This is a genomic window from Ralstonia sp. UNC404CL21Col (assembly GCF_000620465.1).
Lineage (GTDB): Bacteria > Pseudomonadota > Gammaproteobacteria > Burkholderiales > Burkholderiaceae > Ralstonia > Ralstonia flatus.
This window is the reverse complement of record NZ_JIBE01000003.1, coordinates 1618156-1639775: the sequence shown is the minus strand read 5'-3', so window position 1 is coordinate 1639775 and position 21620 is coordinate 1618156. Positions and strand designations below refer to the sequence as shown.

At 66.1% G+C, this 21620-nt stretch carries 22 protein-coding genes; 10 read left to right on the top strand and 12 right to left on the bottom strand.

Translation table 11 applies throughout. The annotated features are described in order from the left end of the window. The first annotated feature begins 233 nt into the window (after positions 1-233). On the top strand, positions 234-881 hold the full coding sequence (locus N511_RS0107725; RefSeq protein WP_027678771.1) for a response regulator transcription factor: 648 nt from the start codon (positions 234-236) through the stop codon (positions 879-881). 9 nt (positions 882-890) lie between these two features. On the opposite strand, the gene N511_RS0107720 is transcribed toward N511_RS0107725, so the two are convergent. After that, entirely contained in the window at positions 891-1670 is a 780-nt protein-coding gene (locus N511_RS0107720) for an aquaporin (protein WP_051530838.1), read from the bottom strand. A gap of 122 nt (positions 1671-1792) precedes the next feature. Beyond that, the gene (locus tag N511_RS0107715) at positions 1793-3259 is read right to left on the bottom strand and encodes an MFS transporter (RefSeq protein WP_027678769.1); all 1467 of its coding nucleotides are present in this window, start codon (positions 3257-3259) and stop codon (positions 1793-1795) included. A gap of 76 nt (positions 3260-3335) precedes the next feature. On the opposite strand from N511_RS0107715, the gene N511_RS0107710 reads away from it, so the two are divergent. Beyond that, positions 3336-4229 (top strand): helix-turn-helix transcriptional regulator, encoded by an 894-nt coding sequence (locus N511_RS0107710; protein ID WP_231479588.1) that lies wholly within the window; start codon positions 3336-3338, stop codon positions 4227-4229. Positions 4230-4248: 19 nt separating this feature from the next. Here N511_RS0107710 and N511_RS0107705 read toward each other — a convergent pair whose 3' ends face one another. Together N511_RS0107705 and N511_RS0107700 are read right to left on the bottom strand one after the other, a co-directional pair. Continuing rightward, the gene (locus tag N511_RS0107705) at positions 4249-4848 is read right to left on the bottom strand and encodes a hydrolase (RefSeq protein ID WP_027678767.1); all 600 of its coding nucleotides are present in this window, start codon (positions 4846-4848) and stop codon (positions 4249-4251) included. A gap of 23 nt (positions 4849-4871) precedes the next feature. After that, entirely contained in the window at positions 4872-5306 is a 435-nt protein-coding gene (locus N511_RS0107700) for a PaaI family thioesterase (RefSeq protein WP_027678766.1), read from the bottom strand. Between the two features lie 288 nt (positions 5307-5594). On the opposite strand from N511_RS0107700, the gene N511_RS0107695 reads away from it, so the two are divergent. Further along, positions 5595-6722 (top strand): porin, encoded by a 1128-nt coding sequence (locus N511_RS0107695; protein ID WP_027678765.1) that lies wholly within the window; start codon positions 5595-5597, stop codon positions 6720-6722. 17 nt (positions 6723-6739) lie between these two features. Here the strand turns inward: N511_RS0107695 and N511_RS0107690 are convergent, their stop codons facing one another. After that, positions 6740-7789, bottom strand: a complete 1050-nt coding sequence (locus N511_RS0107690; RefSeq protein WP_027678764.1) for an ABC transporter substrate-binding protein — start codon at positions 7787-7789, stop codon at positions 6740-6742. A 147-nt stretch (positions 7790-7936) separates the two neighbouring features. On the opposite strand from N511_RS0107690, the gene N511_RS0107685 reads away from it, so the two are divergent. Together N511_RS0107685 and N511_RS0107680 are read left to right on the top strand one after the other, a co-directional pair. After that, on the top strand, positions 7937-8617 hold the full coding sequence (locus tag N511_RS0107685; protein ID WP_027678763.1) for a response regulator: 681 nt from the start codon (positions 7937-7939) through the stop codon (positions 8615-8617). Then, positions 8595-10070 (top strand): sensor histidine kinase, encoded by a 1476-nt coding sequence (locus N511_RS0107680; protein ID WP_027678762.1) that lies wholly within the window; start codon positions 8595-8597, stop codon positions 10068-10070. Before N511_RS0107685 ends, N511_RS0107680 begins: the two co-directional genes overlap by 23 nt. Before the next feature lie 12 nt (positions 10071-10082). Here N511_RS0107680 and N511_RS0107675 read toward each other — a convergent pair whose 3' ends face one another. From N511_RS0107675 to N511_RS0107650, 6 genes are all read right to left on the bottom strand, one after another. After that, a complete protein-coding gene (locus N511_RS0107675) occupies positions 10083-11741 on the bottom strand; it encodes an S-layer protein (RefSeq protein ID WP_027678761.1) in 1659 nt (552 codons plus the stop codon). Positions 11742-11989: 248 nt separating this feature from the next. Then, the gene (locus tag N511_RS23805; RefSeq protein ID WP_037026360.1) at positions 11990-12196 is read right to left on the bottom strand and encodes a hypothetical protein; all 207 of its coding nucleotides are present in this window, start codon (positions 12194-12196) and stop codon (positions 11990-11992) included. Between the two features lie 35 nt (positions 12197-12231). Further along, on the bottom strand, positions 12232-12771 hold the full coding sequence (locus N511_RS0107665; RefSeq protein WP_027678760.1) for a DUF4142 domain-containing protein: 540 nt from the start codon (positions 12769-12771) through the stop codon (positions 12232-12234). 26 nt (positions 12772-12797) lie between these two features. Continuing rightward, positions 12798-13184, bottom strand: a complete 387-nt coding sequence (locus N511_RS0107660; protein ID WP_027678759.1) for a DUF2795 domain-containing protein — start codon at positions 13182-13184, stop codon at positions 12798-12800. Between the two features lie 234 nt (positions 13185-13418). Further along, positions 13419-14288: a DNA damage-inducible protein D gene (dinD, locus tag N511_RS0107655; protein ID WP_027678758.1), complete on the bottom strand. Its 870-nt coding sequence runs from the start codon at positions 14286-14288 to the stop codon at positions 13419-13421. A 325-nt stretch (positions 14289-14613) separates the two neighbouring features. Beyond that, on the bottom strand, positions 14614-15087 hold the full coding sequence (locus N511_RS0107650; RefSeq protein WP_027678757.1) for an RrF2 family transcriptional regulator: 474 nt from the start codon (positions 15085-15087) through the stop codon (positions 14614-14616). Between the two features lie 225 nt (positions 15088-15312). Here N511_RS0107650 and N511_RS0107645 point away from each other — a divergent pair, with 225 nt between their 5' ends. The 5 genes from N511_RS0107645 to N511_RS0107625 all read left to right on the top strand — a co-directional run bounded on the left by N511_RS0107645 (position 15313) and on the right by N511_RS0107625 (position 20293). Further along, positions 15313-16518, top strand: a complete 1206-nt coding sequence (locus N511_RS0107645; protein WP_027678756.1) for a globin domain-containing protein — start codon at positions 15313-15315, stop codon at positions 16516-16518. A gap of 20 nt (positions 16519-16538) precedes the next feature. Next, positions 16539-17753, top strand: coding sequence for an NnrS family protein (locus N511_RS0107640; RefSeq protein ID WP_027678755.1), 1215 nt, complete (start codon positions 16539-16541; stop codon positions 17751-17753). A gap of 78 nt (positions 17754-17831) precedes the next feature. Continuing rightward, complete coding sequence (pdxR, locus tag N511_RS0107635; RefSeq protein ID WP_027678754.1) at positions 17832-19289, top strand: MocR-like pyridoxine biosynthesis transcription factor PdxR; 1458 nt, start codon at positions 17832-17834, stop codon at positions 19287-19289. Between the two features lie 86 nt (positions 19290-19375). Next, positions 19376-19813: a carboxymuconolactone decarboxylase family protein gene (locus tag N511_RS0107630; protein WP_027678753.1), complete on the top strand. Its 438-nt coding sequence runs from the start codon at positions 19376-19378 to the stop codon at positions 19811-19813. A gap of 48 nt (positions 19814-19861) precedes the next feature. Further along, a complete protein-coding gene (locus tag N511_RS0107625) occupies positions 19862-20293 on the top strand; it encodes a hypothetical protein (protein ID WP_027678752.1) in 432 nt (143 codons plus the stop codon). 4 nt (positions 20294-20297) lie between these two features. On the opposite strand, the gene N511_RS0107620 is transcribed toward N511_RS0107625, so the two are convergent. Further along, on the bottom strand, positions 20298-21617 hold the full coding sequence (locus N511_RS0107620; protein ID WP_027678751.1) for an MFS transporter: 1320 nt from the start codon (positions 21615-21617) through the stop codon (positions 20298-20300). Between the last annotated feature and the right edge of the window lie 3 nt (positions 21618-21620).

The window sequence follows — 21620 nt, the reverse complement described above, 5'->3', positions numbered from 1 at the left end:
CCGCAGGGCCATTCAGTTTTTCGCAGCCCTGATAGAAACAGCTTCTGCCCCGAAAGGTTACATCCTGCAAAAGTAAGAAAAGTCTGACCCCGCCGGGCATATCAGGTGAGTAAGGTACCCGCTCCTCTCTGCGGCCTTCCCTCCTTCCATGACGGCTCCGATTTCTCCCACCCTGCTGTTTGCCGAGCACGACACGCCATGGCCGGCGATGCGCTTGAGCTGACGGCGCGCGCATGTCCTCTGTCCTCTCGATCGTGACGGCAGACGATCATCCGTTGATTCTGCGGGGGCTGGCGGTGGCCCTTGGGCAATTTCCGCAGCTGCGTGTCGTCGCACAGGCACACGACGGACGCGAGCTGCTGGAGATGCTTCTGCGCGCCGACTGCAATGTCATCGTGACCGACTACAACCTGGGCGGCGACCCCGCTTTCGATGGCATGCAACTGCTGGGGCGCCTGCGCAAGAAGCATCCCAAGCGCGCCATCGTCGTCTGCACGATGGTTCACAACCCGGCCCTGCTGCGCGCCATGCGGCAAATCGGCGTGTCGGGCATTGTGAGCAAGAACGACGACCTCGTTCATGTCGGCCACGCTGTCATGGCCGGCGCGCGCGGCGTGCGCTATGACAGCCCGCGCATCCTGGAGGACACGGGCCTTGGTTCCAACGAACGGAGTGTGTCCGAGCGACTGAGCGTGCGGGAGCGCGAAGTGCTTCGCATGTATGCCCGCGGCATGGCCGTGTCGGACATTGCGCTGAGGCTCGGTTCGAGCATCAAGACCGTCAGCACACAAAAGACCGTGGCGCTGCGCAAGCTGGGGCTGGTGCGCGAGACGGATCTCTTTCAGTACGTTCGCGACAGCGGGTTGACGGCGCTGCGCTAAGCGCCCGGTTCAGCCTGCCCGACGGGGCATCGGCACGGCTTGCGTTGGGGCGATGCCCGTGTCGGATGCCTGCGCGGGCCATGCTTGCGCGCCCATCAGCCAATTGAACACCGGCGTTGCCAGCATGGCGCCGAGCAGTTGCGCGAGCATGTAGCCCGGGACATCCCCCGGGCGGATGCCGGAGGGGCCGTCAGTCAGCGCGCAGGCAAAGGCCAACGCCGGGTTGGCCAGCGATGACGACGCCGTGAACCAATATCCGGCCGCGATATAGGCGGCCACCACCAGCGGCAATTGCTTCGGCGCGTGACGGCCGCAGGCGATGCCCACGCCAATCAATCCGAACGTTGCCAGAGCCTCGCTCCACCACAGGGCGGGTCCGGTTGCGGCATGCGTGCCCGGCGCCCACGCCGGCATGCCGAACATGGCATGCGCAGCGGCCACACCCAGCGCGGCGCCCACGACTTGTGCGGCCAGATAGGCCAGCGCCGCATGCCCACGCAGACCGCCCCGCAGCCACGCCGACAGGGTGACCGCCGGGTTCAGATGTGCACCCGACACCGGCGTGAACACCGTCAGCAGCGCCAGCAGACCGGCGCCACCGGCCAGCGATTGCGCTAGCAGCGTCCACGTGGCATCGCCGCCGGAGAGCCGGCTTGCGTGGATGCCGGTGCCGATCACCACCGCAATCAGCAGGGCTGTGCCGAGCCCCTCCGCGACGATGCGACGAGCCAGCGACGGTGCGGCGGACGGGGCCGAAGCCGCGGTGCGAAGGTGGGAAACAGTGGCCATGCGGAAGGAAGGCGAGCGATGCCAAGCGCATCGCGCGGGAGTGTGGAATGTCCGCTGCGGCCGATCAATGCACGCGGGCGCGCTTGTGTCGCGCGCCCGAGTATCGAATCGTGTGGTGTAACTCAGGCCGGGCTTGCCGCGCCGGCCGCGGCCAGTTGCCGTTGCTGCGCCCCGAGCCTCGCAAAACCCACCGCAGCCGCGCCGAGCGCCGCCAACATGGCGATGCATCCCGCCATCGTGCCGTGCGCCATGCCGATGGCACCGCCGCCTGCGGCAAACGTGAAATACAGCCCGCCGATGCAGGCGACGCCCAGGGCGCCCGCCAATTGCTGCGCCGTAATCAGCAGCCCAGCCGCTGCGCCGGCCTGCGTACGTGCCACGCCGGTCAGCACCAGGCCGATGAGCGGGACGACGACCAAGCCTTGCCCTGCGCCGTACAGCGCCACCGCAATGCCGATGCGCGCCATGCTCGGCGTGGCGGGGTGCGCCCACGCCGTGCCGAAACCCGACAGCAGCGTCAGCAGCCCCAGCGCCATCAGGCCGAGGCCTGCTAGCAGCGCGCGAATGCCATGGCGCCGCACCAACGCATTCGCCACCCGCGACGTGATGAGAAAGGTGATGGCCAGCGGCAGGATGGCAACGCCCATGCGCACCGCAGACAGCTGCCGCCCGTTTTGCAGATACAGCGTCAGCACCAGGAAGAAGGCCATCATCCCGATGTAGTGCAGCGCCGATGCCGTCAGGCCGGTCATGAACGCGCGATGCTGCAGCAAGGTGGGCGGCAGCAGCGGCGTACCGCCAGCGCGGTCGACACGGGCCTCAAGCTGCTGGAACGTCGCCATGCCCAGCACGCCTACGGCAAGCAGTGCCAGCGTCCACACCGGCCAGTGCAGCTCGCGACCGAACAGCAGCGGTACCAGCACGGCGGCCACGCTGACGGCCATCCAGGCCACGCCAGCGGTATCGAGATGCACCTTTGCCGCGTCGGCGCTCGGGTGCGGAATCCAGCGCCAGCCGAGCAGCGCGGCGGTCAGCCCGACCGGCACGTTGATCAGGAAGGCCGAGCGCCAGCCCAACCCGGCGATGTCTGCGCTGGTGAGTGCGCCGCCTACGAGCAACCCGGCCGCGCCGCCCGTGCCCATCACCAGGCCGAAGATCGACAGCGCCCGGTCACGCTCGGCGCCGGCAAAGAGCGCCTGCACGCTCGCCAGCACTTGCGGCACCATCATCGCGGCGGAGAGGCCCTGCGTGAAACGCCATGCAATGAGCGCCGCCGCGCTGCCCGCCAGCCCGCAACCGGCAGAGGTGGCGGTAAAGGCCACGAGGCCCAGCAGGAAGACGCGCCTGCGACCGAACAGATCGCCCAGACGGCCGCCGGTAATGAGCAGAATCGCATAGCCAAGCTGGTACACCGCCAGCACGGCCTCGAGTTGCGCGGGCGTGGCATGCAGGCTCGTGCGGATGCTCGGGATCGCCACATTGGCGATGAACGCATCGACGATGAACATGAACTGCGCTGTCACCATCACACCAAAGGCGAGCCAGCGGCGGGGTTCCGATACGGAGGAAGCAGAAGAAAGGTGGGTCACGATCGGCTCCGGAAAGAGAGGTGAACGCAGCGTAGGTGCGCGCGCCGATTCGATGCAGAGCTAGGATTAACCTAGGATGAGCTTGTCCCTCCCACCCACACGCACCGCCGTGTGTAATACCGCCATGGACGATTTCACCGCCGACCTCGCGCCCTTGCCCGCCGCGCCCCGCAACGAGCTGGGCGAGTTCCTGCGCAGCCGCCGCAGCCATCTGCGTCCGCAGGATGTGGGGCTGCCCGAGGGCAGCGGGCGCCGCCGCACCGCCGGGCTGCGCCGGGAAGAGGTTGCGCAGCTCGCCAATATCAGCATCGATTGGTATGTGCGTATCGAGCAGGGGCGCGACGTGCGGCCGTCGGTGGCGACCATCGAGGCGATCGGGCGCGCGCTGAAGCTGTCTTCGGATGAACGCGCGCACATGCGCGGCCTGGCGCGCGCGGAGTCGGTCTTGACGGGCGCAGCGGCTGCGGCGTCGGGGCGTCCGGCCGCCGAAGCGGTCCCCGATGTCTTGCGCCGCGCTGTTGCCGGCATGGTCTTGCCGGCCCACGTGCGCAGCTACCGCACCGAGTTGCTGTGCTGGAACGAGGCGACCTCGCAGCTCTTCATGGATTTCGGCACGATGCCGCCGGAAGACCGCAACTCCCTGGTCTACATGTTCCTGTATGCCAATGCGCGCGAGCGTTTTGTCGAGTGGGAAAACGAGGCGCGGCGCATGCTGGCGAAGTTTCGTGCCGTGTACGACCCGCACGCAGACGACCCGGTGCTCGTGGCGCTGGTCGACCGGCTGCGCACCAGCAGCCGCGAGTTCGATACCTGGTGGCGCCAGCACGAAGTGCGCGCCCAGCGCGCCGAGCACAAGCTGATCCGCACGCCTGACGGCAAGGTTGTCCGCTACGACTACATCGGCCTGCCGGTGATGGAAGACCCGCGCCTGCGCATGGTGCTGTACGTGCCGGTCGAGGACGGCGCCTGAACGTTCAGGCCGTCAGCGTTCAGGCCGTCAGCGCCGCCAGGATGGTGTCGGTGTCGCGCACGCGGCCCAGTCGCGGGAATACGTTTTCCACCGACGAACGATGCATCGCCGCATCGTTCGAACTCATCGCATCTTCGGCCAGCACCAGCGCGTAGCCGTGCTCCCACGCGGCGCGCGCGGTCGACTCCACACCCACATGCGTCGAGATCCCGCCCAGCACGATGGTGGTGACGCCGCGGCGGCGCAGTTGCAGATCCAGCTCGGTGCCGTAGAACGCGCCCCACTGGCGCTTGGTGATCTGGATGTCGGTGGCCGCGACTTCCAGCTCGGCGGGCTGTTCCCACCATTGCGGCGGCAGGCCGCCGGGCTGTGTGGGCGTGGGACGGTCGACGGGATGGCGCGGCGCATCGGCATAGTCCGACGCCCAGCCCACGCGCACGAGCACCACGGGCGCACCCAGCTCGCGAAAGCGCTTGGCCAACTTGGCGGACGCGCCCAATACCTGCTCGGCCGTATGCGGCCCTTGCGCGAACGGCAGGATGCCGCGTTGCAGGTCGATCAGCACCAGCGCGGTGGTCTTCGCAGACAGGGCAGACAGGGTTTGCAGCGGTTCAGACATCAGGTGCTCCAGGTCAATCGGATTTACGGACGGCGGATGACACAGGTGGCCGTGGCATGTGCCAGCAATGTGCCGTCCTGCGTCTTGAGCGTGCCCTCCGACACGCCGATCGTGCGCGAGACATGCAGCACGCGCCCAACGGCCACCAGCGGTGTGTCTACCGGCACGGCCTTCACCATCTTCACGTTCAGGTCGACCGTGCCGTAGCCGATGCCGGCTTCCAGCATCGAATGCACGGCGCAGCCCGTTACGGAATCGAGCACCGTCGCCGCAAAGCCGCCGTGCACACCGCCCAGCGGATTGAGGTGGCGTTTGTCGGCCTGGGCGGTGAAGTGCACGGTGCCTGCTTCGATGACATCCATCGTCATCGGGATGGTTTCGCTGATGGACGCGCGCGGCAGTTCGCCGTGCGACATGGCCTGCAGCAATTGCAGGCCGGTCATTTGGGACGGGTGCATGGGGAAGGTCTGGTGGAGTTGGGGTGAGGTGACTCGACACTCTACCGCGAGCCCGATTGCCGGGGCTGCAATGCGTTGCATTGGACGACGCAACAACGCGCGTCTGCCCATGCCCCAATGCGGGTAGACCCTAGCGTTGTGCGCACGCCGACGCGAAAGGCTCCAGAAAGGTGGTCCCTTCTACGCTCGCCCAGCGATTGCATCGGCGGCCTGACCCACCGCCGTCGCGCGTTTTCCGAAGCCGGCACCACGACCGGACACCATCACCCACAAAGGAAGGAGACTTCAATGTCCCGCATCAAGTTTGCCCTTGCGGCAACAGCGGCTGCGGCGGCCACGCTGGCCACCGGCGCCCACGCCCAGTCGTCGAACGTGACGCTCTACGGGCTGATCGACACCACCATCAGCACCGTCAACAACGCCAATGCCTCGGGCGCGCGCCTGACGGGCTTCCAAGTGCCCTGGTTCTCCGGCAGCCGCTGGGGCCTGACCGGCAAGGAAGACCTGGGCAACGGTCTGTCGGCCATCTTCAAGCTGGAATCGGAATTCGAAACGCCCACCGGCAACATGGACACCCCGGGGGTGCTGTTCAACCGTGATGCGTGGGTGGGCTTGTCGAGCGAATCGCTCGGTAAGCTGACCTTTGGCCGTCAGAACGCGATTGCGCGCGATGTGTCGGGCATCTACGGCGACCCGTACACCAGCGCCACCGTCACGCTGGACGAAGGCGGCTACACCAACGTCAACAACTTCAAGCAACTGATCTTCTACGCAGGTAGCGCCACGGGCACGCGTCTGAACAACGGCGTGGTGTGGAAGAAGCTGTGGGACGGCCGCTTCTTCACTGGCCTGGCCTATCAGTTTGGCGAAGTGCCGGGTCAGTTCACGCAAGGGACCACCGAGTCGCTGGCCCTGGGCTACAACGGCGGCAACTTCAACCTGGCCGGCTTTGCGCAACAGGCCAAAGTGGGCGGCTTCATGGACCGTTCGTATTCGGTGGGCGGCAACGTGATCTTCGGCATGTTCCGCGTCAATGCCGGCTACTTCCACTACACCGGCGAGCAGCCGGCCGCGATCGGCAACCGCAGCGACAACGCGTACACCGTGTCGCTGAAGGTCGCGCCGCCGGGCGCGTTCGACTACGAAATCGGCTACCAGATCATGAAGGCCAACAACGCCGCCTTCAGCGCCGATGGCAACACCCTCAATGCGTATGCCAGCGTCGTGGGCGCCACCGCAGCGGGCAGCGGCCGCAAGAGCACGCTGTACGGCTCGGTGTTCTACCACGTGTCCAAGCGCACGGAGTTCTACGTTGCGGCCGACTACATGAAGCTGAAGGACCAGTACATCGTGGGCGGCACCAACGGCCACAACAGCCAGACGGAGTTCGGCGTCGGTATGCGCACGCGCTTCTAAGCGAGGGTTTGGCTGAGCTAGCGGCGCTCGCGCACCTGATCGACAAACTTGTTGGTATAGGTGCGCGAGAGGTCGATGTGCTTGTCGCGCGCGTTGGCATTGCTGGCGGCGAGGACGCGCAGGACGGTGGGTGGGCCGTCGTCCGGCATGCGTCCGTCGGTGCTGAAGGTGGGCAACGTGGCGGCAAGCGCTTTTGCGTACAGCTCGGGATGATCGCGCCGGAATTCAGCCGGCATGCGGGCGGCAATGTCTTCCGCGTCATGCGTGTGCATGTAACGCAGGGTGCGCACGAAGGCGCGAGCCAGTTTGACCGCGATGTCCGGATGTGCTTCGAGCCATTCGGTCTGCAGGTACAGGCACGCGGCCGGATACGGGCCGCCCAGCGCGGCGCGGGTGCTTTCCAGCGTGCGCAAGTCGAGCAGCACGCGGGCTTCGCCGCTGTGCACGAGCCGCGTGACCGTCGGGTCGGTGGTCATGCCGGCGTCGATGCGGCCGTTGCGCAGTGCGGTGACGAAGCTGCGGTCGGCGCCGACGGGCAGCATGGTGTAATCGCCGGCCGACAGCCCCTGCTGCGCCATCAGGTAGCGCGTGAGAAAGCTCGTCGATGCGCCCAGCCCCGTCACGCCCAGCGTGCGGCCGCGCAGGTCGCGCATCGATTGCACGGCTGCCGGCAACCGTGTCGAGACGACTTCCGCTTCGCCCGGTACCTGGCTGAATACGACGATGGCACGCACTTCCTTGCCCTTGGCCTGCAGGTCGATGGTGTGGTCATAAAAGCCGACTACGCCTTGCGCAAAGCCGGTGAGCAGTTCGCTTTCGGCATCGACGCCGGCGGGTTGCGAGAGCAGTTCCACTTCGAGCCCCTCGTCGCGGAAATGGCCCAGGCGCTGCGCCAGCGTCGCGGGCAGGTAGATCATCTTGGCGGTGCCGCTGACCATGAGCGTCAGTCGAGTCGGGTCTTGGGCGAGGGCGTGTGAGGCTGCCACTGCCAGCAGGGCAGCGAGCCACGGCGTGATCCAGCCCCGGAGGCCGCGTGCGCGAGCGCTCCTGCAGGTAAAAACACCCATTGAGTTGTCTCCGGCTCTTTTGTAGATATCGGTATCGCGCGGTCCGGATCTGGTGAGTGATGCCTCCGGCGCGCGTAGGCAGCCGCCACCATTCTAGGAAGCGGCAACCCACAAATCGCTTTCATTTTTCGGACGCGCTGTTTTCGCATGAAGCTGCTCCTGATCGAAGACAACGCCCCGCTGGCGCACTGGCTGTCTGAAGCCCTGCGGCGCGCCCATTTCACCGTGGATCACGCCACCGATGGCGAATCCGCCGACACGTTGTTGCTCACGCAACACTACGACGTGGTCCTGCTCGATCTGCAATTGCCCACGTTGCCGGGGCAAGGGGTATTGCAACGTTTGCGCGGACGGCGCAACGCCGTGCCGGTGCTGATCCTCACGGCCAGCGGCGGCATCGACGACAAGGTCGCATGCCTGGGTGCCGGCGCGGATGACTACCTCGTCAAGCCGTTCGAGATTCGCGAGTTGATTGCGCGGATCCAGGTGCTGGTGCGGCGCAGCGCGCCCGACCAATCCGTCGAGCTGCAATGCGGCGACCTGACGTACCACACCGGCAGCCGCACCTTCAACTTGGCCGGCCAGCCTCTGGTGCTGCCTGCGCGCGAGCACACCGTGCTGGAAATCCTCATGCTCAAGCTCGGGCGCACGGTCTCCAAACCGGCGCTGGTGAACGGCGTGTTCGGGATGGACGACGAAGCCAGCCCCGAGGCCATCGAAATCTACATCCACCGCCTGCGCAAGAAGCTGGAGCATTCCGCTGCCACCATCGTCACGCTGCGCGGCCTTGGTTACTTGCTGCGCGATGCCTCCGCTGCGCAGTCCTGATCCAGCGCCAGCGCCGTCCGGCCCCGCCCCCGCGCGGGCGCACAGCCTGCGTGCGCGGCTGGTGTTGTGGCTGGCACTGCCGCTTGTCGTCTATGTGGCGGCGGACGGCTGGCTGGACCTGGCCGCCGCACGCCACAACGCCGATCTCGTGCACTTTCACGCGCTCGACACGGCCGCGCAGATGATCAGCGGCCAGGTCGAATGGGACGAAGGCCGCTTGCGCGTCTCGGTGCCGCCGGCCGCGCTGGCGGTGTTTGCTGCGCCGGAAAGCCCCGTGCGCGACCAGGTCACGTACCAGGTCAGCACCGAGCATGGCCGGCTGCTGGCCGGGCGGCTCGACTTCGGCACGCGCCCCGCGTTTGATGCGGCGGGCCTGGCGGACGCCGGCACCTACACCGATACGGTAGAGGGCCGGCCTGTGCACGTGGCCGCCGTGGTGCGCACCATGTACGACGCCGGCCGCACCGAGCGCGTCGTCACGCGCGTCGCGCAAACCACGAACGGGCGCGACGCGATGATCCGCCAGTTGTGGTGGCCCGCCACGGTGCGCCAACTCGCGCTGGTGGGCCTGGCGCTGGCGATGATCCTCATCGGCCTGACGCTGGAACTGCGACCGATCTTGCGATTGGCCGGCAATGTGTCGGCACGCGCGCCCACCGACCTTGCGCCGCTCGACCCCGACGGCCTGCAGCACGAACTGCAGCCGATTGCCGGCGCGTTCAACCAGTACCTGCAGCGTATTGCCGACAACGCGCTCACGCAGAAGCGCTTCATTGCCGATGCTGCGCACCAGATGCGCACGCCGCTGGCGATTCTCGATACGCAGATGCAGGTGGCAGCGCAAACCAACGCCGATGCCGCGCTCCACGAAGTCCTGAAAGCCGCGCGCACCAGCACGCGCAATCTGGCGGATCTCATCAACGACTTGCTGCTCTTGTCTCAGGCCGAAGCCTCGGCCGCGACGAGCGAGGTGGTGGACCTCTCACAGGTGACGCGCACGGTGCTGGAAGACCTCGCGCTGCTGGCCGATGGCCGCCAGATCGATCTGGGCATCGAGCCCGCCGAGCAGCCTGTGTGGACGTCGGGCAACCGCACGCTGATCGCCGCCCTGCTGTTCAACCTCGTCGACAACGCCGTGCGCTACACGCAGGAAGGCGGCCACGTGACGGTGCAGGTGTCGGCGGACTACGGTTGGGCCATGCTGACCGTGATCGACAACGGCCCTGGCATTCCGCCCGAGGCGTACACACGGGTGTTCGAACGCTTCACGCGTCTGGAAGGCACGCAGACCCAAGGCAGCGGCCTGGGCCTGGCGATCGTGCGTCAGATCGTGGATCGCATGGGCGGCCAGATTGCGCTGGCGCCTGGGCCGGGCGGCGTCGGGCTGGCGGTGACGGTGTGGCTGCGGCGCACGAGCGCGCCCGCCGCAGCGTCAGTCACCGCGCCTGCCTGACGGCCGCGGCGCTTATTGCACCGACACGAACACCGGGTTCGAGTAGAACCACAGATCGTTGTAGTTGCGATCGTTGATGGCGTTGAAGCGCGCGGCGTTTTCCGTCACCACGGTCTTCTGGTCGGGCAGCGGATTGCCGTTGCTGGTCTCGCCCGACACGTTCATGCCGAGGTTCGTGCCGCGCAGGCGGAAGTACTGGTTCTTGGCGGCCGTGTAGGTGTACGTGACGGTGTTGTAGCCATCTGCGTCGACCTTCCAGTCCGCCTTGGTGAACGTGGCGATGACCTTGGTGGTGTCGTTGGTGTCCTTCGCATAGGCCGGCGTGCCCGATGCAGCCTTGCCCGTCACGTCGCCGGCAATCAGGTCGACGTGATCCACCACCGGCCGCATGTTGACCTTGAAGCCGCTGCCGAGCGGGTACTCATAGTTGTTGTGATCGGGGCTCTTGAAGCGGATGGTGATCGTCACCTTGTCGCCGGCCTTGGCCGTGAGCGTGCCACCCATGTCGGCTGACGCGGCCGCGGTGCCGGCGGTGAAATCCAGCGCGTTGATCAGGTCGCCAAACACGGCGAACGATTTGCCCGAGCGCATGGCCGCCAGCAGCGTCTTCAGGTCGGGGCTGGTGCCGGGCAGCCAGATATAGGTCTTGGCGTATTCGCCGGGGTAGTAGCCGCTGCTGAACTGCTGCGTGGCATCCACTTCAAAGTGGTGGTCGGAATCGGCAAAGTTCCAGATGCGGCGGCCCTCGCCGAGCAGCGCATCCCAGACGCCGCCGACTTGCGCGACCACGTAATCGACGCCGCCGTAGGTGCGGTTCTTCAGGTTGGCGTCGATGTAGGCGCTGGTATAGCCGCCGCGATCGGGTTCCATCTGGTTACCGACCATGCCCTCGATGCCGAACATGATGTCGGGCGCCGTGTCGTTGAACTCGCGGAAATCCGCCACCGTGTACTTGCCCGGGTTGCGCGACGGGTGGTTGATCAGGCCGTAGCTGGTGTTCGGGTAATTCGTCTTGAGCCACTTGAAGGCATTGACCACGTCGGTGTGTGTCGTGCCTGCGCGCGGGCCTTCCTGCTGCCATGCGGTCACATCGTTCGGATCGAACAGCGATGCAGATTGCTGGGTGAAGAAGTACTCGAACTTGTTCAGGCCCTTGGCCGACGTCTGCAGCTTGTCGGTGCCATCGAAGATGCCGACGTTCAGGTGGTCGTGCGTTGGCATGTCCCACTCGGCGGCGGAGAAGATCAGCTTGCCGGCGTACTTGCCTGCCGCCTGCGCTTGCGCAATGGCGGGCATTTCGTACTTGGCGATGCCGGCCGACGCGGCAATGGAGCCGCCGGCAAGCGTGGCACCCGTGGCATCGCGCGGCGACGGCCGCAGGTGGTTCGACACGGCCATCCAGTCGAGGCCGCTCAGGTCGAACGCGTGATCGAGCACCGTCGCCAGCGGCGTGACGGCATCGACGGACTCCGCCGTGTGCACGTGCAGGTCGCCCGTGGTCCACATGCCCTGTGGCTTGGCCGGCTGCGTGGGCGTCGTCGGAGCAGGTGCGGGCGAGGTGCCCGCGGTGTTCGTGGGCGCAGCGTCGTCACTGCCGCCGCACGCGTACAGGCCGAGGGTCATGCACGCCGGCACCGCAATCGCGAGCAGCGTCTTCTTGGTCGAAAGCATTGTGGTTTCCTGTCGATTCGATGAGGTCGGGCAAACGCCTCCGGCCACCCATGCGTGTGGGCGGCTCATGCACGACTGAAACGTTTGCGTGGCGGAATCTTCGCGTCTCACCATGACGGTTTGGTGAAGACGCCTTGTGAAAACCGCAAGCGGTGCGGAATGCAGCGAATCGGTGGGATACGCAAACAACGCGCAAAGAAAAACGGCCCCATCGAAGGGGCCGTGTTCATCGCAAGGTTGGTGCAGCGTCAGGGTGCGTCTTTGGCAGACGTATCGCGTTCCTCCTCGCCGGATGGTTGGCGGTGCGATTTCCGCCCGTCCACTTCGGACATGTCACGTTCGCGGACTTCGGCTTCGCGCACGGTCGTGCCCTCTGCATCGGTCTCGGACACGTCGGTCAGGAAGGTGTCGTCGCCGGCTTGGTGTCCGGCGCCCTTCTGGTGTCGGCTATTCATGATCACCTCAGTCAGTCATGGGTGGGGCCACGAGATCATTTCACCGCGGGCTTCAATTGCTCGGCCATCTGCAGATGCTCCCGCAGCGCAGGCAGGTTGTGCGAGAAGAACGCCTTGATGTCGGGGTCCTTGGCGTCCTTCGAAGCCTTGTCGAACAACGAGACCGCCTCCTTGTGCGCCTTCACGCCCACTTCGTCGGCGTAGGCCTTGTCGAACTTCGCGCCTTCAAGCGCACTGAGCTTGTCGACCTTGGCGCGCTCGTCCGCGGGCAGGCTGTCGGGCACTGTGATGCCTTTCTTGCCAGCCAGCGTCTTCAGTTCGTCGCCGACGGTAGTGTGATCCTTCACCATCCGCTGTGCGAAGGCGCGCACGTCAGGATTGCTCGCGCGCGTAATCGCAACCTGGCTGGCCTGCACTTCGAGCATGCCGGCCGCTGCGGCCTTGGTGACGAACGTCGTGTCGGATTTATCGGCGGCAGCCCGCGCCACACTCAACGCGCCGCCAAAGCCAAGCGCACCTGCCACCAGCAACGCGGCCACCCGCCGCGCGCTCAAATGCTGTGTCGATGTGTTCATGAATCGTCCTCCTGCGCTGAGGCGCATCACTTTTCGTTGCTGACAGCCTTGGAAACCGCGGCCGGCGTGTCGTACTCGTCGTCGGGCATATCGCGCAGCGTCTTCAGCGTGCTGTCGTCCGCGCCGTTCGCCTGCGCAGTCTTCAGCAGCTCCTGCTTCTTCGCCGGGTAAGACGCGCCCTTCAAGGCCTTTTGGATGCCGATCGGCGAGTGCGTTGCGTGTTCGCTTCCGCCCCCGCCCCCGCCGTGTGCGCCGCGCTCGTGCGACTTGGCACCGGCACGTTCAGACGACTTGCCGCCGCTGCCCTGGCTGGCGTGTCCGCCGCGCTCCTTGGCCGATGCGCTGCTGCGATTGCTCTGCGACGTCGATTTCGAATGCGACGCGTGCTTGCTCTTGTCGCGAGTGGGTTTCATGACACCTCCGCTGGTCGGTTGATTTGGCCGTCACCGGAAATGGCGCGGCCAACGACCGGTTTGCAGCAGTGAACATGCCTGAGCGATGATGCGGTGAGAGCCGAAGAGACGCTCAAGATAGAAGCGGCGCGCGGGCTACGTCAGCATGCGATGTTGACGCGCGCGGTGTTGGGCATGGAGCGTCTCCCGACGCGCTTTGGTAAGGGTGTTGTTCTAAGCCGCGATTGCGCGGGCTCAGGTGCTCTCTTCCCCCGATGGTTTGGCGCTGCGCTGCAGCCGCTTCTGTTCCTTCGCGATCTGCTGGATGCTCTTTGCCGGCGTTGGCAGTTGTTCTGGCATGGTGCCGCCGATCTCCTTGATGGTCTGACGCACCTTGGCACCCACTTCGAAGTGCGTCTGGTTGGCCTCGCGCTTGCCGCGGACGCCTTCACGCCGCAGCTTGTCTTCGGTTTGTGTGGCCCGGAACAGGTTGGCGGCCAGTTCGGTGCTTCCCATGTGGTCGAGAATCTGCTGCTTGTTGGAGAGCCCTTTAGCGGCGTGGATGTCCTTGGCGCCCAGGCCGCCGTAAAGGCCCTTGTAGCCGTGGTTCTGGAAGATGGCGTAGTCCAGTCCGGATTCCACCCCCGCGCGCTTGGCGGCGGTCGTCAGAGCCTTGTTGTGCTCCGTCAGCTCACCACGCAGCATGAGACGGCGAGTGTCTTCAGACATCGCGCCAAAGCGCGCTTGATCGGCCAGTTCCTGGCGCCGCGTCTGTACGGCAAAGTAGGTTTGCCCGTTGGCGACGACAGGTTTCGACGGGTCGCCGTTCTGAACGATGAGGTAGCAGGCGTAGCGAGTGAGCCGGAAGTCCACAATCTTGCGAACCGCACCGGAGCCGAGTTCGACCATTTTGTTGAACTCACCGAAATGGTCTTCGATGGCCTGGCCTGACCGCTGGCAGGCCATTTTTGCTTTTTCGACCACCTGCACAAAGTTGCGCCAATCCTGGTATTCCAATACCGGCGCCAAATCGCGTGCAAACCAGAATTCGGAATCGTCTTCGTTCAGCTGTTTGATGCTTTCAAACGTGTGTACGTGCTTGGTGTTGATGCGCCTTTCGCTCATGCCTGCTCCCAGATAGCCGGCACCTGGGCTGCCAACTGACAGCATGTCGCGAGCGTGAAGCGTGGGTGCCGAGTGTTTTCGGAGCGGACAATTTAGGCAGCGTCAGGCACGTTTGCTGTCAAACGTTGTCAACTTGTGCCCGGCGGGGAGCGGGACTGCAGTGAGGCGAATAGCGCTTCGAGTTGGGCCAGAGCGGCGCAGTGGGCGGCTTTGAGGCGCGCAATGCGGCTTAGACAGCGCAGGGCGGACGGATTGGAAGGGCTGCGGGGCAATACATCGAAGAGACTGTAGGAAGCCCTCGGACGAACGTTCCTGCGCGCATGGATCAACCCACCTTGCGCCGAGCCGCACGCGGCATCGGCAGCGGTGCCTCTCCCAGCGCCCGGTTGACCGCGTTCGGCTTGTCGACCAGATCCTGCAGCGTATAGCCGTCGAGCACGTCGAAGTACGCCTGCAGCGCCGCGTGCAGCACGCCGCGCAGGCCGCACACACGGGTGATGACGCAGTGGTTGTCGTCGCCCTGGAAGCATTCGACCATGCGGAAGTCGGGCTCGGTGGCGCGCACCACGTCGCCGAGATTGATTTCGGCGGCGGCCCGGCCGAGCGTGATGCCGCCCGCGCGCCCTCGCACGGTATGCAGGAAGCCGTCCTGCCCAAGCTGCTGCACGATCTTGATGAGGTGGTTCTTGGGAATGCCGAAGGCATCCGCAATGCGCTGGATCGTGACGAGTTCGTCCGGATGCACGGCCACGTAGATCAGCGTGCGCAGGGCGTAGTCGGTGTAGTCGGTCAGTCGCATGGCGGGCGGGCTCTGCAGGTAAAACATTCATGAGAGGCGCATCTTATCCGGAAGTTGCCGCTGGAGATGCGCCGGTTTGACGCATGTCTATTTGTTGCATCAGAAATATACGTTTAATAGAATCCAACGCAAGCGGTTGCCTGAGCACCAGGCCATCCAGAACAAAAAGCGTGACGGCGCCCCCGTCTTATTTGTTGCATATTTCACGCATATTTGGAGTCCAGCATGCTGTCCGACCAGTCCAAGCCCTACATCGATGCCAGCGTTCCGGTGCTGCGCGAGCACGGCTTGACCATCACCCAGACCTTCTATCGCAACATGTTCGCCAGCCATCCCCAGTTGACGAACCTGTTCAACATGGGCAACCAGGCCAATGGGTCGCAGCAGCAGTCGCTGGCTTCGGCGGTGTTTGCGTATGCCGCCAACCATGGCGACAACGGCGCGCTGGCGCCCGTGGTCAACCGCATCGTGCACAAGCACGCCGCTGTGGGCATCAAGCCGAGCCACTATCCGATTGTTGCGCGCCACCTGCTGGGTGCGATTGCCGAAGTGTTGGGCGACGCCGCCACGCCCGACCTGCTCGCGGCCTGGGACGAAGCCTACTGGCTGCTCGCCGCCGAGTTGATCGCGGCTGAAGCGCGCCTGTACCAGTACACCGGCAGCGGCCCCGACCATCGTCAGCCGGTGCGCATTGTCAGCCGCCGTCAGCAGGCCGAAGACGTGGTGTCCCTCACGCTGGAAGCCGTGGGTGATGCGCCGCTGGCCGCTTTCCTGCCGGGCCAATACATCTCGGTGCAAGTGGAACTGGCGCCGGGTGTGCTCCAGCAGCGGCAGTACAGCCTATCGGACGCGCCGAATGGCCGCACGTGGCGCATCTCGGTCAAGCGCGATGCGGGTGACGCCGATCGCCCGGCGGGCACCGTTTCGAGTTGGCTGCATGCCAATGCGCGCGAAGGCGACGTCCTGCTCGTCAGCCAGCCCTACGGCGACTTCGTGCCGCAACTGGCGACCCACAACCCCATCGTCCTCATGTCGGCGGGTGTTGGTATTACGCCCATGATCTCGGCGCTCAACGCGCTCGCGCAGGAGAACAGCGCACGCAAGATCGTGTTCAGCCACGCCGCGCGCGCCGCCTCGCATGTTGCCCACACCGATGATCTGGAACGCGCGGCGCAAGCGCTGCCGGCGTTCGAGGCGCACGTCTTCCTGGAGTCCGGCGAAGACGTGGAGTTCGCATCGCGCCCCGCACGGCCCGGCCGCATGACGGTCGACACATTCGTGCGCGATAACGCGGCGGACGCGGATTTCTATCTCTGCGGCCCGCTGCCGTTCATGCAGGCGCAGCGTGCGGCGCTGCTCGCCAGCGGCGTGCCGTCGGAGCGCATCCATCGCGAAGTGTTCGGCCCCGACCTGCTGGACGACATCCTCTGATCTCAAACACGGAAATCACCATGCCCCGCCAAGCCCCGTTGCTCACCATCGGCAAGCCCGACCCGGCAAGCCGCGTGCCCTACACGGGGTGGCCCGTCTTCGCGCTCGGCTTCCGGCCGTTCTATCTGCTCGCGGCGGCGTTTGCCGTGTTCGGTATGGCGTTGTGGGCGGCGTTGCTGCTGGGTGTACTGCCTTCGGCGCGAGGCCCGGCTACGATGGCGCCGCTGTTCTGGCATGCGCACGAAATGGTGTTCGGCTTTGCGGCAGCGGTGGTGGTCGGTTTTCTGTTCACCGCGGGCAAGAACTGGACGGGCCTGCAGACCCCGCAAGGCCCGCAGCTCGCCGCGCTCGCTGCGCTGTGGCTGGCGGCGCGTGTGCTGATGTGGATGGGCCCCGTGCCGCTGGCCGTGGCAGCCGATGTGGCGTTCCTGCCGGCGTGCGGCGTGGCGTTTCTGCGCGTTTTGTGGGGCGCGAAGAGCGCACGTAACTACGGGTTGGCCATCGCCCTGCTGGTGCTCGGTGCCGTCAACGCAGCGTTTCATGGCGCGTTGGCGCTTGAGGCGCCCCTTGCTGCATTGCGTTGCCTGGATGCCGCCGCCGGGCTGGTCTGCCTGTTCGTCACGGTCATTGGCGGACGCGTCATCCCGATGTTTACGTCCAACGCGATTCCGGGCGTGCAGGTGCGCCGTGTGGTTTGGGCCGAGCGCGCAATCGTGCCGGCCACGACGCTCGCGGTTGTCATGTTGGCGACGCCGCTTCAAGGCATCGTTCCGGCCATCGTATTTGCGGTGGCAGCCGTCGTGCAGGCTGTCCGCTGGGCAGGCTGGGATACACGCCGCACGCTGCGCACGCCCATCGTTTCCATCCTGCATGTGGCGTATGTCTTCCTGCCGATCGGCTTTGCCATGTTGGCCGCGGCGGCGCTCGGCTGGGGCGACCGTTCCACCGCGCTGCATGCGGTCACGGCGGGAGCCATCGGCGGCGCCGTCATCGCGATGATCACCCGCACTGCGCGTGGCCACACCGGCCGGATGTTGCGCACGGGCCGGGCAGAGCATTTCGCCTATGCCGCCATCGCACTGGCCGCACTCCTGCGCGTGGCAGGCCCCGCATTGCTGCCGCGCGAGGTGTGGATCGGCGGGGCGAGTGTGCTGTGGGTGGCGGCGTTCGCGGCCTACCTGTGGCGCTACACGCCGTGGCTGATCGCGCCGCGTGCGGACGACCGGGAGGGCTGAGCTTCAGCGTCGGCCGCTCTGCCCCGCCTCCGGCACCTTCCGTAGAATGGCGCAGCCCCTCCGCACACTGCGCCCACGATGGATGTCCATTTGACGATCCACGGCCGGCATGACCTTGCCGGCCAGCTCTATCGACAACTCCGCACCGCCATCCTCGACGGCCGGCTCGTGCCGGGCGAGCGTCTGCCTTCCACGCGCGACCTGGCGCTGCAGATTGGGGTGTCGCGCAAGACCACGCTGGACGTATTCGAACGCCTCATCGCCGAGGGCTATCTGCGCACGCGCGCTGGGTCCGGCACCTTCGTCGCCGAGGCCACCGAAGGATTGCGCGCACGCACGCCGACGGCCTCACCCGCGGCGCAACTGGCGTCGCCTGCACCGGTGGCTCGCACCTTCGACACGCCGTGGAACAACATGCCCGCGGTGCTGCCTCAGCCGCGCGCGAACATCGTCCACGATTTTGTTGGCGGGGTGACCGAGAAGCGCCTGTTTCCCTTCGACGCGTGGCGCCGCTGTGTTGCACACGCGTTGCGCCAGCAGGCGCGGGGGCGCGGCGGCTATCACGACCCGGCGGGTGACCAGGCGCTGCGGCTGGCCATCTCGCGCTATCTCGCATTCAGTCGCGCGGTGGTGTGTGCCTGGGCCGATATCGTCGTCACGCATGGCGCGCAGCAGGCCATCGACCTGATTGCGCGCGTGCTGGTGCGCCCGGGCGACACCGTCGCCATCGAAGATCCTGGCTATCCGCCCGCGCGCATTGCGCTGCAGGCCCTGGGCGCCAACGTCGTGCCGGTGCCGGTCGATGCCGAAGGCCTCGTCGTTGATGGGCTGCCCAAGCACGCCAAGCTCGTCTACGTGACGCCGTCGCACCAGTTTCCGCTCGGCATGCCGATGAGCCTCGCGCGTCGCGCGCAACTGCTCGACTGGGCGCAGCGTCATGACGCGCTCATCATCGAAGACGATTACGACAGCGAATTCCGCTTCGACGGCCGCCCGATGGAATCGCTCAAAAGCCTGGACACCGCCGGTTGCGTGGCTTACGTGGGGACATTTTCGAAGACGATCTTTCCGGAACTGCGGATCGGCTATGTGGTGCCGCCGGCCTCGCTGGTGGCGCCGTTGCGGCACGCCAAGCAGGTGGCCGACTGGCACAGTGAATCGCTCATGCAGGCGGCGCTGGGCAAGTTCATGCTCGACGGCGATTTCGCCAAGTACTTACGCCGCATGCACAAGGAATACGCAGCGCGCCGGGATGCGCTGCTGCGGCATCTGCGTGGCCCGCTGGCGCCGTGGTTGGCGCCCGTGCCGTCGGCGGCGGGCATTCATATGGCAGCGCAGGTGCACGCGCCGTTGCCCGAAGCCGAGCTGGTGAAGCTGGCGGAAAGCGTGGGCGTCGGGCTGTACGGCACCGCCAGGATGTATGTGGCGCGGCCGCCGCAGCCCGGGCTGCTGATCGGCTACGGCCACGTGAACGTTGCCGAGATCGACGCGGGCCTCGGCAAGCTGGCGGAGGCGCTGGCCAAGGTGGCTACCTGATATTCGCGGGGATTGGCAATTTCAAGGTGCCACCTGCGCGCCTAGACTGGCTCCAGTTCTCAATACAGCGAATACAGGAGCCTCTCATGGAACCCCGCCTCGACTTCTATCAAAGCAATCCCGCCGCCATCCAGGCGGTCATGGGCCTCGAAAAAGCGCTGGGCAAAAGCACGCTGGAAAAACCGCTGACTGAACTCGTGCGTCTGCGCGCCTCGCAAATCAACGGCTGCGCCTATTGCGTCGACCTGCACACCGCCGATGCCCGCAAGGGCGGCGAAGACGACCGCCGCCTCGCCACCGTCTCGGTCTGGCATGAAACGCCCTTCTTCACCGACCGAGAACGCGCCGCGCTGGCCTGGACGGAAGCCGTCACCCTCGTCGCAGAAACGCGCGTGCCCGACGACGTCTGGCAGGCCGTGCGTGCGCAGTTCTCCGATGCCGAGCTGGTCGACCTGACGCTGCTGGTGAGCACCATCAACACGTGGAACCGCCTGGCCATCAGCTTTCGCAAGCTGCCCGCCTGAGCGCCGCATATACTGCCTCGCACGGCGAACGCCGCACTCGGAGGCCCCATGCTGCACAACGTCCGCACCCTGAGCATCAACGTCGAGCGTCACTTCGATGACGTGGCCATGTTCCTGGCCGAGCCGCTGAACTTTCCGATCTGGGCGACCGGCCTGTCGGAAGGGCTCGCGCCCGGTACGCAGGGTTCGGGCGCCGCACCCGACGAGTGGATCGCCAAGGCCGCGCCCAACAGCGACGAAGGCACCGTGTTCATCCGCTTCAGCCCGCCCAATGAATTTGGCATCGCCGATCACTGGGTGCGTCTGCCGGATGGATCGATCGTCTACGTGCCGCTGCGCGTGGTGCGCAACGGCGCCGGCACCACCGTCTCGCTCACGCTGTTTCAGCAGCCGAACATGGACGACGCGCAGTTCAACGCCGATGCCGAATGGGTGCAGCGCGACCTAGTGAAGCTGAAGACGGTGCTGGAAGCCGAATAACCGCTCAGGCCTTTTCCGCCTGCGGTGCTTGCGGCACCGTTTGCGGACCGGCCGCGCCGGCAGGTGACCCAGATGCCGGTGCTGCAGGCGATGCCGCCAGCGACGGATCGCCTTGCGCATCCGAGCCCTTCACCTGGCTCACCCAGAACACGCAGAAGAGCCCGGCCGCCACGGCCAGCCAGCCGTTAAGGCCATAGCCCTCGATGCGGCCGCCGGCACCGCCGGACAGCAGCAGCCCGCCCACCCACGCACCCACGCCGGTGCCCACCGACATCACCGCGCTGTTGGCCGACAGGAACGCGCCGCGCACCTGCGGGGCGGGCACCGTCGTCATCAATGCCTGCATCGGGACCATGCGGCTGGAGAGGATGACCATGAAGAACGGGAAGAACAGCAGCATGCCGATGAACGGCCAGTCAGGCAGATGCGTCATGAGCAGCACCGGGATGAACGCCAGCAGTGCCGCGCCCACGAACACGCGCCGGCGGCCGTAGCGGTCGGCCAACTTGCCGACGGCGCGCGAGCTGAAGAACGACGCCGCGCCGCCCGCCACATACAGCCACGACAGGTTTTCAGGCGCCACGCCGTGGTTGGCCACCAGCACCGGCGAGATGAACGGAATCACCAGCATGTGCGAACCCATCATCACGAAGGTCAGCACGAAGGCACGCAGATGGCGCGGGTTGGTGAGCAACCGCCACAAGCCGGAGAGCACCTCGCCCAGCGTCTGGCTGCGATTGCCTGCCAGATGTTCGGCCAGCGGCGGAACCGTTTGCCGCGCGCCCAGCCAGATCAGCACCGTGAGTGCCGTCAGCAGGAAGAACGGCGCCGACCAGCCGAAGTGCGCGCCAATCGCAATGCCCACGGGCACGCCCGCCATGGCCGCCAGCGCAAACGACGACATCACCACGCCGGTGGCCGCGCCGCGCCGCGCGGGCGGAATCACGTCGGACAGCACGGCCATGATGATCGACCCGAGCACGCCGCCCGTGACGCCCGCAAACGCGCGTGCAAACAGCAGCATGCTGTAGCTGCCCGACAGCGCGCAGGCCAGGTTGGCGAGCGTGAAGAGGCCGTAGACGGCCAGCAGCAGCCGGCGCCGGTCAAAGCGGTCGATATAGGTGGCGGCCAGCAGGCCGGAGGCACCCGAGCACAACGAATACACCGACACGGCCGTGGCGAACGCCGCCGGGCCGATGCCAAACGTATGCATGATCTGCGGACCAAGCGGCATCATCACCATGAAATCCATGATGACGGTGAACTGCGTGAGCGCGAGCAGCCAGAGCAACCGGCGCTCGCGCGAGGGATCAAGTAGAGGCATGAG

What these genes read in the sequence shown, in the direction of transcription:
- N511_RS0107725 (WP_027678771.1), top strand. Translation starts at nt 234, where the DNA reads ATGTCCTCTGTCCTCTCGATCGTGACGGCAGACGATCATCCGTTGATT.
- N511_RS0107720 (WP_051530838.1), bottom strand. Translation starts at nt 1,670, where the DNA reads ATGGCCACTGTTTCCCACCTTCGCACCGCGGCTTCGGCCCCGTCCGCC.
- N511_RS0107710 (WP_231479588.1), top strand. Translation starts at nt 3,336, where the DNA reads ATGAGCTTGTCCCTCCCACCCACACGCACCGCCGTGTGTAATACCGCC.
- N511_RS0107705 (WP_027678767.1), bottom strand. Translation starts at nt 4,848, where the DNA reads ATGTCTGAACCGCTGCAAACCCTGTCTGCCCTGTCTGCGAAGACCACC.
- N511_RS0107700 (WP_027678766.1), bottom strand. Translation starts at nt 5,306, where the DNA reads ATGCACCCGTCCCAAATGACCGGCCTGCAATTGCTGCAGGCCATGTCG.
- N511_RS0107695 (WP_027678765.1), top strand. Translation starts at nt 5,595, where the DNA reads ATGTCCCGCATCAAGTTTGCCCTTGCGGCAACAGCGGCTGCGGCGGCC.
- N511_RS0107690 (WP_027678764.1), bottom strand. Translation starts at nt 7,789, where the DNA reads ATGGGTGTTTTTACCTGCAGGAGCGCTCGCGCACGCGGCCTCCGGGGC.
- N511_RS0107685 (WP_027678763.1), top strand. Translation starts at nt 7,937, where the DNA reads ATGAAGCTGCTCCTGATCGAAGACAACGCCCCGCTGGCGCACTGGCTG.
- N511_RS0107680 (WP_027678762.1), top strand. Translation starts at nt 8,595, where the DNA reads ATGCCTCCGCTGCGCAGTCCTGATCCAGCGCCAGCGCCGTCCGGCCCC.
- N511_RS0107675 (WP_027678761.1), bottom strand. Translation starts at nt 11,741, where the DNA reads ATGCTTTCGACCAAGAAGACGCTGCTCGCGATTGCGGTGCCGGCGTGC.
- N511_RS23805 (WP_037026360.1), bottom strand. Translation starts at nt 12,196, where the DNA reads ATGAATAGCCGACACCAGAAGGGCGCCGGACACCAAGCCGGCGACGAC.
- N511_RS0107665 (WP_027678760.1), bottom strand. Translation starts at nt 12,771, where the DNA reads ATGAACACATCGACACAGCATTTGAGCGCGCGGCGGGTGGCCGCGTTG.
- N511_RS0107660 (WP_027678759.1), bottom strand. Translation starts at nt 13,184, where the DNA reads ATGAAACCCACTCGCGACAAGAGCAAGCACGCGTCGCATTCGAAATCG.
- dinD (WP_027678758.1), bottom strand. Translation starts at nt 14,288, where the DNA reads ATGAGCGAAAGGCGCATCAACACCAAGCACGTACACACGTTTGAAAGC.
- N511_RS0107650 (WP_027678757.1), bottom strand. Translation starts at nt 15,087, where the DNA reads ATGCGACTGACCGACTACACCGACTACGCCCTGCGCACGCTGATCTAC.
- N511_RS0107645 (WP_027678756.1), top strand. Translation starts at nt 15,313, where the DNA reads ATGCTGTCCGACCAGTCCAAGCCCTACATCGATGCCAGCGTTCCGGTG.
- N511_RS0107640 (WP_027678755.1), top strand. Translation starts at nt 16,539, where the DNA reads ATGCCCCGCCAAGCCCCGTTGCTCACCATCGGCAAGCCCGACCCGGCA.
- pdxR (WP_027678754.1), top strand. Translation starts at nt 17,832, where the DNA reads ATGGATGTCCATTTGACGATCCACGGCCGGCATGACCTTGCCGGCCAG.
- N511_RS0107630 (WP_027678753.1), top strand. Translation starts at nt 19,376, where the DNA reads ATGGAACCCCGCCTCGACTTCTATCAAAGCAATCCCGCCGCCATCCAG.
- N511_RS0107625 (WP_027678752.1), top strand. Translation starts at nt 19,862, where the DNA reads ATGCTGCACAACGTCCGCACCCTGAGCATCAACGTCGAGCGTCACTTC.
- N511_RS0107620 (WP_027678751.1), bottom strand. Translation starts at nt 21,617, where the DNA reads ATGCCTCTACTTGATCCCTCGCGCGAGCGCCGGTTGCTCTGGCTGCTC.